Annotated in this window: 10 protein-coding genes; 6 read left to right on the forward strand and 4 right to left on the reverse strand. The window is 63.5% G+C overall.

Going from position 1 to position 14041, the window contains the following annotated elements; translation table 11 throughout:
* Nucleotides 1-48: 48 nt before the first annotated feature.
* The 5 genes from VFW93_RS12195 (at nt 49) to VFW93_RS12215 (ending at nt 6063) form a co-directional block, all read left to right on the forward strand.
* Entirely contained in the window at nt 49-465 is a 417-nt protein-coding gene (locus VFW93_RS12195) for a rhodanese-like domain-containing protein (protein WP_329694263.1), read from the forward strand.
* A gap of 122 nt (nt 466-587) precedes the next feature.
* Entirely contained in the window at nt 588-845 is a 258-nt protein-coding gene (gene grxC / locus VFW93_RS12200; protein ID WP_329694264.1) for a glutaredoxin 3, read from the forward strand.
* Nucleotides 846-1018: 173 nt separating this feature from the next.
* Nucleotides 1019-4384 (forward strand): right-handed parallel beta-helix repeat-containing protein, encoded by a 3366-nt coding sequence (locus VFW93_RS12205; protein ID WP_329694265.1) that lies wholly within the window; start codon nt 1019-1021, stop codon nt 4382-4384.
* A gap of 193 nt (nt 4385-4577) precedes the next feature.
* The gene (secB, locus tag VFW93_RS12210; RefSeq protein WP_329694266.1) at nt 4578-5036 is read left to right on the forward strand and encodes a protein-export chaperone SecB; all 459 of its coding nucleotides are present in this window, start codon (nt 4578-4580) and stop codon (nt 5034-5036) included.
* A complete protein-coding gene (locus VFW93_RS12215; protein WP_329694267.1) occupies nt 5014-6063 on the forward strand; it encodes an NAD(P)H-dependent glycerol-3-phosphate dehydrogenase in 1050 nt (349 codons plus the stop codon). Before secB ends, VFW93_RS12215 begins: the two co-directional genes overlap by 23 nt.
* Before the next feature lie 384 nt (nt 6064-6447).
* On the opposite strand, the gene trmL is transcribed toward VFW93_RS12215, so the two are convergent.
* Both trmL and VFW93_RS12225 read right to left on the reverse strand, forming a co-directional pair.
* Nucleotides 6448-6918: a tRNA (uridine(34)/cytosine(34)/5-carboxymethylaminomethyluridine(34)-2'-O)-methyltransferase TrmL gene (gene trmL, locus VFW93_RS12220; protein ID WP_329694268.1), complete on the reverse strand. Its 471-nt coding sequence runs from the start codon at nt 6916-6918 to the stop codon at nt 6448-6450.
* Nucleotides 6919-6941: 23 nt separating this feature from the next.
* A complete protein-coding gene (locus tag VFW93_RS12225; protein WP_329694269.1) occupies nt 6942-8579 on the reverse strand; it encodes an HDOD domain-containing protein in 1638 nt (545 codons plus the stop codon).
* 214 nt (nt 8580-8793) lie between these two features.
* Here VFW93_RS12225 and VFW93_RS12230 point away from each other — a divergent pair, with 214 nt between their 5' ends.
* Complete coding sequence (locus VFW93_RS12230) at nt 8794-10458, forward strand: FAD-dependent oxidoreductase (protein ID WP_329694270.1); 1665 nt, start codon at nt 8794-8796, stop codon at nt 10456-10458.
* 23 nt (nt 10459-10481) lie between these two features.
* Here the strand turns inward: VFW93_RS12230 and VFW93_RS12235 are convergent, their stop codons facing one another.
* Nucleotides 10482-13682: an ATP-binding protein gene (locus tag VFW93_RS12235; RefSeq protein ID WP_329694271.1), complete on the reverse strand. Its 3201-nt coding sequence runs from the start codon at nt 13680-13682 to the stop codon at nt 10482-10484.
* Nucleotides 13683-13801: 119 nt separating this feature from the next.
* Nucleotides 13802-14041 (reverse strand): hypothetical protein (locus VFW93_RS12240; protein ID WP_329694272.1); only part of this gene is annotated, 240 nt, incomplete at its 5' end.

Here is a 14041-nt window from a genome sequence, read left to right on the forward strand (position 1 = left end):
ACCCCCCGCCCCCAGCAGGACAACCTGCACACAAAGAGAGTTTTTTGCATGACTTCCACGAGCTACATCGCCGACAACTGGTACTGGATGGTCGCAGCGGGTGCATCCGGCGCGCTGCTGCTGTGGCAGCAGGTCAAGGAAGGTGCGACGGCAGGCGGCCTGAGCCCGGCCATGGCCGTGCAGCTCATCAACAAGGAACGCGCCCAGGTCATCGACGTGTGCGAACCTGCCGAATTTGCCGCCGCCCACGTGGCTGGCGCCAAGAACATCCCGCTGGGTGACATCGCCAGCGGCAAGGGCCTGCCAGGCAACAAGAAGCTGCCGCTGGTGGTGGTTTGCGCTGCGGGTTCGCGCTCGGCCAAGGCCGTGGCCCAGCTCAAGGCCATGGGCTACGAGAACGCCCAGTCGCTGGGTGGTGGCCTCAAGGCCTGGCGCGAAGCCAACCTGCCGATCGACAAGGCCTGACGCCAGACCTTGGGCCGTGACATGTCACCGCTAGTCCCCATAGAACAGGCGGACATGTCGAAACGGTGACAATATGGCCATCGTCACTCATACCCCCAGCGGTTCCCAGCTGCCGTCCGATCATGCAAGCAGTCAAGATGTACACCACCCAGGTCTGCCCTTTCTGCATTCGGGCCAAGTCCCTGCTCAAGCAGCGTGGGGTAGAGCAGATTGAAGAGATCCGCATTGACCTGGATCCCGGGCAGCGGGAGCACATGATGGCCATCACCGGCCGCCGCACCGTGCCGCAAATCTTCATTGGCGACACCCATGTTGGTGGCTGCGACGACCTGATGGATCTCGACCGGCGCGGCGGTTTGCTGCCATTGCTGGGGGCCTGAGTCTTGCATGGCCTCAAGGGGCCACTTGCGACGCTAATGCGCGTGAACAGCCGCCATCTCGCGGCATGGCCGCGACATCTCCGCAACAAACGTAACGCGCGTTGACACCCATTCAGCGCTGAATAGACTTCCCCGCAGCGTGCTTGACACGCATCATTCAAACAGGGGAAGTCGTGAATACACATCACCATGCCGTGGCGGCCAAGGCCACGGGGCGCAGCCGTGCGCACGGCAAGATCGCCATCGGAAGCCTGACCATCCTTGCTGCACTGCTGACCGGTTGTGGCGGCGGCGGCAGCTCGGACAGCCCGGCCAATCAACAAGGCTCTACTGGCGCCGCCGAAGTCTCATCGTCATCACAAGGTCGAGCCCAGGCTGCGGCAGTATTGACCACCAGCGCAACCGAGCCCTATGTCACCGATGCCATGTCCGATGCGCGGGCCGGCATCCAGACACAGGCCATCGCCGACTGGGATACATCGCGCCTCTACTACCGCCCCACCATCAAGGGCACGGTGCGCTATGTGGACAGCAACACGGGTCAGGACGTCGAGGCCAGCGCAGGTGGCGGCACCATGGCCAAGCCCTGGAAGACGCTGAACTACGCCAGCCTGCGCCTGGGCGGCGTGAACATGCTGTTGCTGCGCTGTGGGTCCATCTGGCGTGAGTCGCTGATCCTGAACAAGCCGCCTGCAGGCCTGGTTGTAGGCGCCTATGACGCCGATGCGGCCACACCCACCACGCTGAAAGCCTGCGCGGGCGACAAACGGCCAGTGATCCTGGGCGCCAATGCGCTCACACCCGGCCTGTGGCAACCGGCAGGTTTGGCTGACGCCACCATCTACCAATACCCGCTCACGACTACGTCGGAACAGAATCTGGACGGGATGTACTACATGGGTCGCCCGATGCTCAAGGCACGATGGCCCAATATCGTCGGGCCCGATGCCAACTGGCCTCGCGAAGGTGGCGTCATCGGCAAGGAGTTTGCGGTCGTCGACGCCATCCTGGGCAGCGATGGCAAACCCGTGCTCTACAGAGATCGATTCAAGCTCAAGCCAGCTGACCTCGCAGACATCAAGAGCAAGGTCAAGGACATCGACAAGGATCTGATCGGCGCCACTGTGCATGTCCACACCGAGGCCTGGCTGCTCGAATCCGCCAAGGTGATCGGCTTCGACAAGGACACAGGCATCGTGACCCTGGGCGAGTTCTTCAACTTCTGGGGCGCCAGGCTGGACGAGAACAAAAAGCCTGTCACCGGCTTCGAAAACGCCATTCAACCCAACTCGGGCTACCTCCTCGAAGGTAAAGACTGGATGCTGGACACACCGGGCGAATGGTTGGTCACGAAGCACCCCACGACCGGCTCGTCCATCCTCCTGGCCAAACTGCCTTTGAACGGTGCAGGGCAAGCGCAAGACCCCCGCAACCTGGCCAAGCCCACCCCCACCATGGCCGTGGCACCGCTGGAAATCGCGGTTCGCGATGTGGGTGTCAATCCCATCCTGTCAGGCGCGAAAATCCAGATCGAGCGACTGCAAGTCGAGCGCGTCAAGCGAGTTGGCATTCACGCCGACCAGACCCCTGGCGCCGTGATCAAGGATGTCACTGTCCGCCATGCGCCCATCGGCATCCTTGCCTCCCGAGACAAGGCAGACCCCACGCTCGTCGCCGGACCCAACATCCAGCATGCACTGGTGCAGAACACCAGTTATGCAGGCATCAGCGTCGTGAACTTCGAGAACACCGTCGTGGCTTACAACCAGGTGCTCGACACGGGTCTCTACACCTCGGCGCAAGGCTTCGAACAGGCACCCGCCCAAGGCGCCGTCAGCGGCATCCATGTCAATGGCAAAGGCGCGCTGGTCGAGCGCAATCTGGTCAACCGAGCGTCCAATGCCGGCATCATCGTGCAGAACTCTTTCCTGCCGCAGTTCGGACTCATCGGGGTGCGCATTCAGCACAACACCGTTCGTCGGCCCTGCGTACGCGTGACCGATTGCGGTGGCATCTACGTGTCAGGCTATTTCAAGGACGCCACAGCCGCCACATTCCCCGTCACCGAGGAGACTTACTACCTCGAAAGATACCGCGATGTCTCTCCCAAACCGCGGGGTGCCGAGATCAACAACAACCATGTTTATAACGCCGCCTCCAACATGGACGGCAAATATGGCAAGGTCCGAGATGGTGCTGTCGGCATTTATCTGGATGCGCTGTCAGCCCGCGCAACGGTTCGCGACAACCTGATCTCTGGAACGGAAACCGGGATCAAGCTGCACAACGCCTATGACAACCTGATCACCGGCAACACCGTGCGCAACGTGACCTACACATCCTTGCAGGCAGCCCAATCGGACATTGATACGTTTGATAAAAACGTGATGTGGGGCAACACGGTGGAGCACAACCACTTCTACAGCCATCGCACCATGACGGGCGAAACCAGCTTGCCCACCGACGGCTCGCTGGGCCTCAAAGACCAGAAGGTCTTTGCGCAGCAGTGGGGGCGCTCGATCGACCCGGATGGCAACCGCACGAAAGAGCTCTTTACCGAAATCGATACCGGCTGGGAAAAATGGGGGAAAAAACCCGGCAACGTCTCCCGCAACAATGACGTGCTGACCACCGCCGGCCCGAACGGCAACAGTTGGCACACCGCACAGAACGGCTCCGTCACCGCGCTCGTCCAGTCAGCTGGCGCGGTATGGACCAGCGGGGTGGGCACCATCCCGCCGCAGTTGACCTTGCAGGCTTGGCAGGAGATGACCACCTCCAACGACACCGTGCAGCCCACGGCCGTGTCGTTCAAGGTTTTCACGACCACAGGCACGAGCGACGTAGCGCTCACATCTTGGGGCTACTATCTGGCCCCGAATGGCGTCGGCAACAGTGTGAATCTCGGCGCGACATGCCCGTCCACACAGACTTCGTGCATGCGACTCGTTTCAGCGGCCGTGGACGGCAAAACGGTTGACCACTTGCATGGCAAATTGGCGCCTGTCACGATCGACCCGACTGACAACCTCTATCTGGTTCGCTATACCGCCGAGACCGGTGCGGGCGGCGCCATTCCGACCGCGGTCGTACGCCAGGCCAACGGCCCGTGGGCCAATCTGGGCATGTACACGCCGCTCGACACGGTACTCAAGAGTGGCCAGGTCATGCGGGTAGAGCAGTTCTTTAGGTTCAAGCAGTCTGAACAGGCACCCGCCCTGGCGCTCCAAGCCTTGCCTCAGGCGGGGCAAATCAACCCAGAGGTGTTCTTCGGCCAGGTGTCCTTGACCAAGGTGCCCTACCAAGGTCTGAGCCTCCTGACCCCGGCCACCTTGCGCAGCATGACCCGACATGTCCTGAATCCAAGCTCTCAGCCAATCAGCGTGAACTCGTGTGAGAAGCTGGGATGGCCGACGGGCTGTACTGCGCTCAATGAGCAGGGGCAAGCCCTGAGCTGGCCCATTTCCGTGCCAGCGCGCGGTAGCGTCTACCTTCTGCGTCGTGACGACACCTGGATGCAATTTGTAGGCACCTCCTGAGCCCTGACCTGGCTCAAAGAACTGCACTTGCCCCCCCGCTATCGGGGCTCCCCGGCGCAAACCCTGCCCCGGGTGGGCACGGCACCGTCATCGGGCTGGTTCATAATCCAGCCCGATTGTCTTTCTGGCTTGGATTTCTTGCGCATCTCTTCGCACCTGGCCTGCAACATCACATCAACCTAGGAAATCTGTCATGACCGACCAAGCCGCACAACCGTCTTTCTCCATTCAGCGCATCTACCTGAAGGACCTGTCGCTGGAGCTGCCGAACGCGCCCGCCATCCTGCTGGAACAAGGTCAGCCTCAAGTTGATGTGCAACTGAACCTGCACGCCGAGCCCGTGACCGACGGTCTGTACGAAGTGGCCGTGACCGCCACCGTGACCGCCAAGGTCAACGACAAGGTGCTGTTCCTGGTGGAAGCCAAGCAAGCCGGCCTGTTCGAGATCCGCAACGTGCCGCAAGAGCAGATGCAGCCGATCATCGCCATCGCCTGCCCGCAGATCGTGTACCCCTACCTGCGCGCCACCGTGGCCGACGTGCTCAACCGCACCGGCTTCCCGCCCGTGCACCTGACCGAAGTGAACTTCCAGGCCATGTACGAATCGCAGCTGCAACAAGCCGCTGCCAATGGTCAAGCTCCCCAAGCCTGAATTGGCCGACACCGAAGTCACGACTGGGCTCGCCGCGCGCAACCTCACGGTGCTGGGCGCGGGGGCCTGGGGCACGGCGCTGGCGATCAGCGCGGCCCGTCACAACCCGCAGGTGATGCTGTGGGCACGGGACGCCGCGCAGGTCGCCGACATGCGCTCAAGCCGCTGCAATACCCGCTACCTGCCCGACGCGGGCTTCCCTGAGGCGCTGCAACTCAGCCACGACCTGAACGAGGCCGTGGCGCATGCGCGCGCCAATGGCGGGCTGATCATCATCGGCACGCCCATGGCGGCATTGGGGCACATGCTGCAAAGCCTGCCTGATGACGTGGCCACCTTGTGGCTGTGCAAGGGTTTCGAAAAAGGCACCGGGCGATTGGGGCACGAGATCGCTCAGGCGCTGCGCCCGCATGCGCGCAGTGGCATCCTGTCTGGCCCCAGCTTTGCCAACGAGGTGGCGCTCGGCCAACCCACGGCTCTGGTGGCTGCCAGCACGGACCAGGCCCTGGCCGAACAGGCGGTGGCCGCTTTCCACAGTGACAGCCTGCGTGTGTACACCTCGACCGATCCGGTTGGGGTGGAAGTGGGTGGCGCGGTCAAGAACGTGCTGGCGATTGCGACCGGCATCGTCGACGGCATGAACCTGGGGCTCAACGCCCGTGCGGCACTGATCACGCGTGGCCTTGCAGAGATGACCCGCCTGGGTGTGGCGCTGGGTGCGCGGCCGGACACCTTCATGGGTCTGTCCGGTCTGGGTGATCTGGTGCTGACGGCCACGGGCAACCTGTCGCGCAACCGCACGGTGGGCTTGCAACTGGCCACGGGCAAGAAGCTGGATCAGATCCTGCTCGACCTGGGGCATGTGGCTGAAGGCGTCTACAGCGCGGCCACGGTGTGGCAGCGTGCGCAGACGCTGGGCGTGGCCATGCCGATCACGGAGGCCGTGGTGGCGGTGCTCGATGGGCGCCTGACACCAGCCGAGGCGGTTGGGGCGCTGATGCGGCGTGAGGCCAAGGCTGAAGGCTGATTGTCTGGCTTACTGCGGCCTTGGTCGCGCTTTGTCTTTGCAACGCGAGGCGGGGCTCAGCCCTTTTCCGCCTCGCTGTCAGCATGCTCAGGCCGCTTGTTCTGGCTGGTCCACCAGCGGGGCGAAACAAGGCTGAGGGGGCATGCGGCTGGGCGCCTTGTTGGCGTCGAAGGCGCACAGGGAGGCTCAGGTTTGCCCCTTGTCGCAGACAAGGGGATGGCGAGCATGTTTGAGGCCGCAGGCCGAGTTGCGCAGCCACCTGAGCTGGACGAGCACCGTAGAGCAGTCCCCTCGGCCGCGCCCCGCGCTGCCACGCCAAAGCGCCCAACCCAGGCAAGCAACACGACCAAACGCACCGAAACCAAAAATGGCGCCAGGCGTCTCTCAAACCCCGCCCACGTACCCGTTCTGCCGCCAGGCCTCGAACACCGCCACCGCCACCGCATTGCTCAGATTCAAGCTGCGCTGATCCGCCCGCATCGGCAGGCGAACGCGCTGTGCCGTATCAAAGGTTTCCCGCAAGGCCGGATCCAGCCCCCGCGTTTCGCAACCGAACACGAACCAGTCTCCCGGCTGCCACTGCACCTCGTTGAACGGCCTGCTGCCTCGCGTCGTGAACGCGAACATCCGCGTTGGATCCGGTTGCATTGCCTCGAGGAAAGCCGCCCAGCTGGCGTGGCGCCGCACATCCGCGTACTCGTGATAGTCCAGCCCAGCGCGGCGCAGCAGCTTGTCATCCATCGAAAAGCCCAAAGGCTCGATCAGATGCAGCTCGCAGCCGGTATTGGCCGCCAGGCGGATCACATTGCCCGTGTTGGGCGGGATTTCGGGTTCAACCAGGACGATGCGGAACATGGGGGCGCATTATCCCCCGGGCATCACCCCCCGGTGGTCTGCTTGAACGCCATCACCGCCTGATTGCGCAAAGTGCGCAGCAGCGACAGTTCCTTCTCGTTGACCTGCAGGCTGTTGGCCTTGCCCTTGTCCGCGTAGATCATGCCCAGCACGATGTCCGGCTGGCCTTTGCGCTTCATCACCAGCGGCAGCAACAGGAAGGTCGGGGCCTGCACCTGATCGCGGAACCACGTCGGCAGGCGCCCCACGATGGTCGGGGCGGCCGCATCGGCGATCAGCATGTCGGCGTTCTTCAGGCACACGATGGAAAACAGATCCGGCGTCGTGCCAGCGGGCAGCACCAGCGGAATCCGGAAAGCCGACTTGACGATGTCCACCTGCTCCCCAATGCCCATGCGGCCAAGCAAGGCGCCCGTCTTGGGGTCGCGCAAACAGAAGATGACACGGCGGCAGTTCAAGGCGCGCAGCATGGTCTCCAGGATCATGTGCAACACGTCATTGAGCTTGAAGGACTCCAGCAAGGTGTTGGTGATGTCCTGGATGCCGTTGGTCAGCACATTGGCCACCTCCTGCTCCGGCAGGGGCATCTCGACGGCCAGCGCGCCATCTGCCGAGGTCAGCTCCAGCCCCAGATCCTGGGCGCTGGGGCCACCGGTCTGCGCGGCATTGGGCGCGTCCACGTAGTAGTGATCGAGCAACTTGTCTGCAGGAGACTGGGTTGGCACGCTCATGTTCAACGCGTGGGTCAGCTCCGTGAGGCGCTTGCGGGCACGGCTGGCCGCATCCTGCAAGGCATGAGGCGACAGGTCCAGCGCCTTGGCGTAAGTCGTAGACAGATCGGTCAGCAGGTCACCCAGTTGCCCGGGCTCCACCTCCAGCATGCCGTCAGCCGCGGCGTTGGCCAAGGAGGCCATCCACCACACGCGCTCAGGCCGTGCCGCCAGCGATTGCTTGGGTACCGTGCCCGACGGCTGCGCCATGCAAGCGCGCAAGCCATCAGGCAGGCCCCACATCTTGCCCACCTTGTCCGCCAGCTTGTCCAGCGGCACGCCCAGCACCTTCTGCGCGGCCTGAACCTCCGTCATGGGCGGCTCGCCATCCTTGCCAGCCATGATCAGGCGAATCTGTTCGGCGTCATCAGGCAGGTAGTAGGACACCAGCATGCGCCCCAGATTGCGAAACAGCGCCCCCAGGTAGGCGTCTTCCGCCTCCTTGGACGTGCGGCTCAACTCGCTGGCCAGCGTGCCGGCCATGACCGTGCGCAGGAATTCCACCTTCAACTGCTGCGCGTGCGCCTTGTCCTGCATGTGGTCCAGCAGCATCAGCGACAAGGCCATGTTGCGCACGCCCCCGGCCCCGATCAGGGCCACGGCGCGCGACACGGTGCTGATGGGATCCGTGCCGGCACGGCGGAAGTGCGCCGTGTTCACCACACGCAGCAACTTCTGCGTGAGCGCCACATCCTGCAGCACCTCGTCGCACAGCGACTGCATGCTGTCCGTCTCGGAGTTGGACAGGGCCTGCACCCTGGAAACCGAGGTCGACAGGGCGGGGAAATCGCTCTTGAAGCGCATGCGGCGCAGCAAATACTCGAGCGTCAACTCGGCATCGTCGATGTCGGATACGGGCGCTGATGCTGGCGTGGTGCTTGAGTCGGGCATGGTGGCTCTTGTCCTCTTCCCACATTGGGCCCCAATTCCCGCCCATTGAAAATGGGATTCGCCCGGCTTTCCGGCCTCAGTTCCTCATAAATGAGCACTTGTGCGGGGTAGCGGGGCTGCTCAGAAGATACCGAAGTGATACCAACAGGCGCCCAGCAGGCTCCTAGACTGCGTTTCAGTCTCCCTCAAACCATTCATCCAGGAGCGCAGATCCATGAGCTTTCACATTGCCATCATCGGCGGCGGCGTCTCGGGCCTGTCCGCGGCCTACTACCTCCAGCAGCAGGCCTTGAGCAGCGGGCAGGCCCTTGACATCACCGTCTACGAACGCAAGCCCCAGTTCGGCGGCAACGCCGATACCGTGGTCGTCAAGCTGGGCACCCTGCAAGACGGCCAGGGCCAGCCCGAGCGCCCCTTCATCCGCTGGGCGGACCTGGGGGTCAACGACGTCAACCTGGCGACCTACGTCAAGCTGGCCGCCCTGATGAAGGACATCGGCTACCTGCAGCACATGAAACCCCTGCAGGACACGACCAGCTACTTCACGGCAGATGGCAACGAGTACCTCACCGACGACGCCGCGCTGTACAACGGCGTGTCGGACGCCCGCTTCAACCTGGCTGCGGCCGATGGCGGCGAGCTGAGCAAGCTGATCACCGTGGTGCACCAGCATGCGATCGAACTGGTGGCCCCACCCGCAGGCGGCCCGCCTCCCGTGCCGGTGAGCTACACCGTCGCGCATTATTTCGACAGCTGCATCACCAACCCGGAGGGCATGCTCGCCGCCACGGCGCGCCGCCTCAAGATCCAGATCAACTGGGGCGACCCGGCCATCCCCGCCCGCATCACCCGCATCCGCGACGAGATTTACTACCCTCGCATCTCCGCGATGTACTTCACGGACAACGAGACCGGCCCCGGCGGCATGCCCTTGCAATCGCCCTTCCAGTACTATCGCGTGCAGGAAGGCGGCGTGACACCCGATCGCCGCTACTTCGAATACGGCTCACAACACTGGCTGCAGGCGCTGGCCCGCTGGATGGAGCAGCACAGCACGGACAAGGTGAAGGTGCAGCACCACATGGGTGCGGCGGTGAAGGTCACGATCTCGCCAGCCAGCGCCGTGGTGACACCGGCAGGCAGCGCACCCCGGCACTTCGACCTCGTGCTGATGGCCCTGCATGCCGACGATGCCCTGGCCGCACTCGACTTCAACGGCATCCCGCCGGATACCGCTCGCACCATCCAGTCCACCTTGCGCCAGGTGCGCTACACGCGCAGCTATGGTGTCTGCCACACCGATGACCGGCTGCTGCCGCGCAACCGCAACGTCTGGCGCACCTACAACGTGCTGGTCCATCCGCAGTCTCAGCAGGTACAGCCGTACCGCATGAGCTACGTGGAGAACTTCCACCAGAACGACCCGCTCAACAAGCCGCTGGACCACATCGGCCTGCCCATGTTCTTCACCACCTTGCTACCGGATCTCAAACAGATTCAAGCCAATGCGGTGCTGACACGCCTCAACGGTGACGAGGTACCCCAGCACCTGCGCGACGCCCTGCCGCATCTGGCCCACGGCCCTGCCCCTTCCAGCCATCCTCACACGGGCTACAGCCACGAGGTGGGCTCGACGCATGCTGCTATGGCAGGCAAAGCGTGGGCGATGTTCAAACACAATGTGCTCAACAGCCATTGCATCGACGCGCAGGCACGCATGCAGGCTTTCAACCAGGACAACGCCCAGCAACCGCTGATGCCGCTGTTCTTTGGCGGCGGCTGGACCAACGGCGCGGGCCTGCACGAGCAATGCCTGACGCAGTCCCAGTTGCTGACGCAATGGACCTGGCGCTACATCAGTCGCCATCAGGCGGGCTGAAGCAGCACCAGCTCAACGCGAGATCAACGCAAAAGCACCCTGGGCAGCTTGAGCAGCACATGCAGGATCTGCTGCTCACGCAGGGCCATCCACGCTGGATGATCCGGGTGCGGCAAGGCATCCGCTTCCTGGCATTGCAGCATGAAGGCATGCAACAGACTCACCCAGGGCGTGGGCTCACGCCCGGTGCGCTGCAGCCAGGCCTCACCCAGGCGGCGTGCCGCCTCGTGATGCCCGTTGAGCGTGCACACCTCCATCGCACTGGCATGGAAGCGGTACACGTTGTGGGCCACACAGCCCCGCTCGATCTGCGCCTGACCCCGCTCGATCATGGCCAGAGCGCGATCATCCTGGCTGTGCAGCAAGGCCCAGGTCCCCATGACCCAAGGACCGATGAAGGCGTGCAACTTGAGCCGCTCGACACTGTCCAGTGCCGACTGAATCACGCGCTGCGCCTGAGCCTCATCGCCAGCCGCATACAAGGCCCGGGCCTGCGCTTCCTGCAGGAAGGGCTCGAAACGCATCGCACCCATGGCGCGGCTGATCATCAACCCCTCGTTGACGTGGAACAAGGCCTCCTGGGGGCGACCCGCACCCAGTTCGACCCAGCTCGCCGTCAGGCGTGACACCACCTCGGCGCGACGATTGCCCACACGACGAGCCAGCGCCGCAGACGCCGCCGCCTCGGTCAAGGCCTGGGGCGTCTGGCACAGATAGATCTGCGTGGTGGCCAGCATGAAGCGGTTGGAGGCCTCGATGTCTCTCAGGCTGTGCTCGTCACACAGGCGAAGGCAACGGACGAAGTGGTCGTTCGCCGTGAGCATCAGGCCTTCTGCATAGTATGAATCGCCCAGGCCGCTGAGCGCCTGGGCTTGCAGGCGCGCCGCACCTGCCTGCTGCGCATGCGCCATCGCCAGGCCATGGTGCGTGCGGCTGCGCTGTACATCGCCACGCGGGAAATACAGGTTGCCCTTGAGGTAATGCAGTCCCGCCAGTTGCGCGAGCGCGCCTGCCGCTTCGGCCTCCGGCAGGGCCTCGTCGATCAAGGCTTCTTCGGCGGTCAGTTCTTCCAACACATTGAGCACACCAGCCAGGGCCACTTTGGCTTTCAGACGCGCGACGGCATCCGGTGCGTGTGCCACCGCCTGCTCATAGGCCTCGCGCGCCTGGGGCATGCTGCCCATCTTGGCGTGCACATCGCCGAGCACCATGGCGTGTTCGTAATCATCACGCTCGGCATAGTCAATGGCGGCATACATGAGCAGCAGAGACAGCGCCGCTTCATGATCGAAATCCTCATGGCGCCGCCGTGCCGCAGACAGCAAGGCCGCTGGCGCGTGAGGCTGTCTGGCCAGATGCAAGTGCTGCGCGTACAAGGTCAGATCACGCGCTTCGAAATACTGCGCCACCTGCACATGCATGGCTTCTCGTTGCCGGACGGGCAGCGCCTCGTAGATGCCCTGGCGAATCAAGGCATGCAGGAAATCGAAGCGATCGCCATCCAGGTGGCGCAGCAGACAATGCTGTACCAGGGCATCCAGCTCGTACCCTGGCGTGGGCATCAGGGCATGGATGTCATCGGTGTTGAAAGGCTGGCCCAGCACCGCAGCCAGGCGCAAGGCATGGCGATCCTGTGGCGACACTTCATCCAGGCGAACCTGCAGCAGATGCTGGAAGTTGTCTGGCAACTGCTCATGCCGATCCGCCATCAGCAGCTGCGTCAGAAACAAGGGATGGCCTTGCGCACGCTGCATGCACTGTGTGCGCCACGCCTCGTCCACATGGCCGAACTGGTGCAGCAGGTCCTTGACTTCGGCCGGCCGCAACGGTGCCAGGCTCAAGGAGGTGACGGCCACATCCGGGATCATGCGCTGCAGATCCGCCAGGCGCTGAGGTTCCTCCACACGCCCGGACAACACCCACAGCACCTGTGACTCGTGGCAGGCCGCCATCACCCTGGCGAGCGTCTCGATGGTACTGGCCGAAGCCCAGTGGGCGTCTTCCACCACGATGAGCATGGGGCGCTGCAACGCCATGCGCGAGATGATCCGCACCAGCAACTGAACCAGCAACTGGCTGCGCGCAGCATGCCCCATCGCCTGCAGGACCATGCGTTCCTCGGCACTCAAGCTCATGGCCAGCATTTCCTTGCACACCAGCATCTGATCCGCGGGCAAACCGACATGCGCCACACGCTGGCTCACCAGCTGATCCCAGAATGGCGTGACCTCGTGCAGATCCAGCAGCGACTTGAGCAGGGAGCCACACACCTCGCGATGACGGTCACCGCCGAAGTCCTGGATCTCCACCAGCACGGCGCACAAGAAGTGTTGCTGCGCCATGTCGATCATTTCAGCCAGCAGGCGGGACTTGCCCATGCCCGCCATGCCCTGCACCAGCATCACCTGGCTTTGTTGATCCGACAGGACAGCGTTGAGCAAGCTGGCATGCAGGCGCAACTCGTGCTGACGCCCCGCCAGCGCGAACTGACGCCGCGCCTGGCGATGTGCCGCGCCCAGTCGCCCCAGCTCGACGTGGCTGACAGCCTCGACCTGATGCAGCGCGCGCACCTGCCCGAACATGGACCGGTGCACATAGATGGCCGGGGTCTGTCTGCGTACCCAGGTCTGCATGCATTCGTGCGGCCACTCCAGAACGGGATCCAGCCACTTGCCACCCGAGATCAGCACATGGCGATCACGCCAGCGAGATGCCGCCGTCAAACACCTGGCAAGGTCGCCTCTTTGCGCCTTGGGCAGACCAAACACGGCCAGCACGGCATCGACATGGGGGGCGGGCATGAGCACCGCGCCATCGGCACGCAAGCTGGCCTCCACCATGGGCCGCTCGCGCTCCGACACCGGCCACACGCACAGCAACTGGACCAGCCGCCCATCAACCTGACTTGCATCCGGCGGGAGGCTGGTCTCGTCGCCATCTGACGCGTCCAGCGCCAGCGTCTCGCCGGGCTCCTCCGCCAGCAACAAGGCCTGCAAGGACAGGCCATGGAACTCGGCCAGGTGCCGCGCCGTGCGCAACAGCAGGCTCTTGCCTGTTTCAGCCCGCTTGACCGAGGCAATCGAGACGCACAACTGGCGCTCGAAACAGGCCACAGCGAATGCTTCCTGGCTCAAACCAAGCTGATGCCGCCTCGCCTTGAGAACCTCCGCATCCAGACGGACACGCCCCGCAGCGGGCTGCGTCGTCGGCAGTGCATCATTCATAACCGGATTGTGTGATTTGTGACGATATGAGTGCCATACCTTCGATCACGTCAAGGCACGACCCGTGTACTGCGGCGCGAAGTGTAGAAGAGTCCCGCAGGACCTTCACTGAACGAAAGTCACTCGGCGGCAACTCGCGTTGCATCAACAGGGGTCTTGCCTCGAACAGGCGCCAGGCAGCCCACCAACAGGTACATCAGACACCAGTTGAAGGGTTGATACAAGCGCAATTCGTTGAGGATGCCGAAAACCATCAGCGACGCAAAACAGGCGCCCAGTGACAGGCTGACACCCAGCATCAAGGCATCATCACGCTGAATGGCCGTCCAGATGAGCAGGAGAAAACTCAGCACATAAAA

Origin of the sequence: Aquabacterium sp. (assembly GCF_036279675.1) — a bacterium.
Lineage (GTDB): Bacteria > Pseudomonadota > Gammaproteobacteria > Burkholderiales > Burkholderiaceae_C > Aquabacterium.